General features: G+C 46.8%; 1 protein-coding gene and 1 tRNA gene. One reads left to right on the forward strand and one right to left on the reverse strand.

The window, feature by feature from the left end; genetic code table 11:
- Nucleotides 1–5 precede the first annotated feature (5 nt).
- Nucleotides 6–79 (forward strand) — tRNA-Gln (locus P1U71_RS17425).
- Between the two features lie 8 nt (nt 80–87).
- On the opposite strand, the gene P1U71_RS17430 is transcribed toward P1U71_RS17425, so the two are convergent.
- Entirely contained in the window at nt 88–2,445 is a 2,358-nt protein-coding gene (locus P1U71_RS17430; protein WP_301106947.1) for a hypothetical protein, read from the reverse strand.
- Between the last annotated feature and the right edge of the window lie 282 nt (nt 2,446–2,727).

Here is a 2,727-nt window from a genome sequence, read left to right on the forward strand (position 1 = left end):
CATGGTGGGGAATCGTCTAATGGTAGGACAGCGGACTCTGACTCCGTCAATCCAGGTTCGAGTCCTGGTTCCCCAGCCAAAGGTTTTCTAGCCCCTGCAATCCTTTGACTGACAGCGTGTCTTGAAGCTGACCGCGTTTGCCGAACTTTTACTTCCCGTCTTCGGCTGAACCGAAACCGTGACATCCTGACCAACGACAAGCCCGGAGAGGGAAAGGTCGACAGTGACCTTCTCGACTAAAATGACTGGCTTAGACAAATCAGTTGCATTCAATATTTTGTCAACTGTCTTGTTCTTATCTGGAGTTGGAGAAACCAGATTTATTGCCGACAATGTAGCCCCTTTGACGACAATTTCGGACAAGGATGCTTCCAGTTTGGACCGATCGATGGCAATCCTTACTGTCCCGAGCCCCCCATCAAGCACTGCAATTTCCGTCGTTGTGGCAGAGATTGCGATTTTTTTAACAGGTTCAGAAGCTTTGAGGTAAGTAATCTTGGTATAATTTCCCTCTTCCTCATACCGTTTTTTCTCTACGGCCTTTGGTGTGCCGCCCGTTCCATCAGATGCCACATGATCAGACACTCCCAAGAGAGATGCCGACTTATACTCGTAATTTGCTTCTATGCGCACCCGGCGGAGATTTAACTTGGCAGAGTCTATATTCTTTACACCGACAGCTGATATGGAAGGGAAAATAAACTTAAGGGTCTGCAAATTTTCAGGGCCGCTAACAGATACGTCGTTTGCTAATACCACCTTTGTTGTGGGTTTATCCTGTTGATTTTTCCCCTTAATCTCTATCCATGCCGTTATTTTGTCCTTAGCGAGCCCTTTTCCACCCGCTATTGTCGCCGTCATCGCCGATTTGCCATTATCCACCAACATAAATGGTTCGGTTCCCTCAGGAAGTTCTGGTTCCACAGGAAATGGCAATTGGAACGTCGCCTTGTTAATCTGGAAGCGTGACCGGTTCTTGGCAATTGTTATCCAAAGTTCTAGGTACCTGCCCTTGATCTTATCAGAGTTTACGCACTGCATTTTTTCCTCAGGGTCTTTCGGAGATTTACCTTCTTCGTATTTATTGCATCCATCAGCTTTATCGACCCGTTCTTTAAACTTTTGCAGATCGTTTTTTTCTATTATGTCCGTAAGATCATAGATGAAAGTATCAAAGCTATTGGTATCCACTCCATCATTGCCAAATTGTTTCCAAATTTTATCGAACCACTTGTACTTTGACGGATAGTCAGAACGCTCCTCTGACAACACATCTCCTGTCTTCCGGTCACGGAATTCCGTATGAGTAACGAGTCTTACAGTTGGACATTTGCTTTCATCCCCGGCTAGACATTCTTCTCTCCTGTTGTCATTTTGGTCCATATAACTTTGAGGAATGAGCAAGAGTAGGAATACATCGTGATTGCGCGGTGTCATGGCGTACTCAACCGTCGCCTGCCAAGTCGCCCCAATGCGCGCCTGAATGACATTATCCGTATTTCGGCTAATGGTGAGCTGGCTATTGGTATCACGCGCGAGAATAGACTTGAGACTGGAGTTCAATGATTCAACATTTACACCAGCGTTAAATCCTTGAATCAGAGCGCTGAGTGCCAATTGCAATTGTTTCGTTGCATTGGCTGTCCGGCTACCCTCTGAAAACTCGAAGCTATCCGGAGCGAGAAGTGGGATAACATAAGGAAGCTTTCCCTCCTGCTTATTGGTTGAACCGGTTGTCTTGACCGTGCAAGCGCTATTACATTGGTCATCTTCGACACCAAAAAAACCAATTTGCGAATAAGCGTCATAAGGCAGTCTTCGCTGGTAGGGTACTAGACTGACTTTCAGTTGAACAACGAAGGGAACGTGACCATGCCGTCTCGTTGCCATTTCAATGGACTCGGTAAAAAGACGAACCTGCTGGAACAACGCCGCAGCTGCGGGATAAGCAAGATAAGCATTGGTTCCAAGTGCATCCGACCCTCCTCCGGGCGGAGTCAATGCCGTGGCATTCTGCCCGGCTAGAGAATTACTGGTGGATTCCGGCTGTGTGCCAGGCCCTTTATCTTTCGTCACCGTGCTTGTCGTTTGACTCACACCGTCAGTTGTTGCCGTCGTGGACTGGGAGGTTTTAGAGGAGGTCGGAAGGCCTGCCGCCAGACTAACATTGAGGGCTTCCAAAAACCGGACATCCGTCTGGCTGGTGACCCCGATTGCCTGCGCCAGCGCGGTGCTGCCGTCGATCCTGAAGTCAGGATTGAGCTTGCCTGCAATTCGGGACCATGGCGTGACGCCAACGACAGCAATGTGCACAGATCCTGCGTCGAATTGCGATTCCGCTTGATTCTGCTCTTCCTGAAAATTCCATGACTTTGAACTGTTACAGGACGAGAGAAAAATTATCGTTGCGATAATAATGGTGGCCTGCGCCAGTGTCTTAAGCATCGTTTTGCTCCCCTTCAAAAACAATATCAGCCGAAACATCTGGAATTATTTTCTACAAGTGAAGCAACCTATGTTGTCGAACAAAAATTACGAATATTTGCAATTATTGAACAGATGTTAATACAACCATATATATTAGATTGTGTCAATTTTTACGAAAATTTATGAAAATTTAATACACTTATAGATTAACTGCACGAGCGGAGCGGTATCGCCTTTAAAGGGGCTCAGGTAAAGCGTATGCACCATCACCCACGTCGATTTGTCTTGTTGGGGTTCGTT

The organism is Sneathiella sp. (genome assembly GCF_029233945.1).
Taxonomy (GTDB): domain Bacteria; phylum Pseudomonadota; class Alphaproteobacteria; order Sneathiellales; family Sneathiellaceae; genus Sneathiella.

Excerpts from the sequence above, each read along its gene's own strand:
- P1U71_RS17430 (WP_301106947.1), bottom strand. The coding sequence starts at position 2,445 with ATGCTTAAGACACTGGCGCAGGCCACCATTATTATCGCAACGATAATT.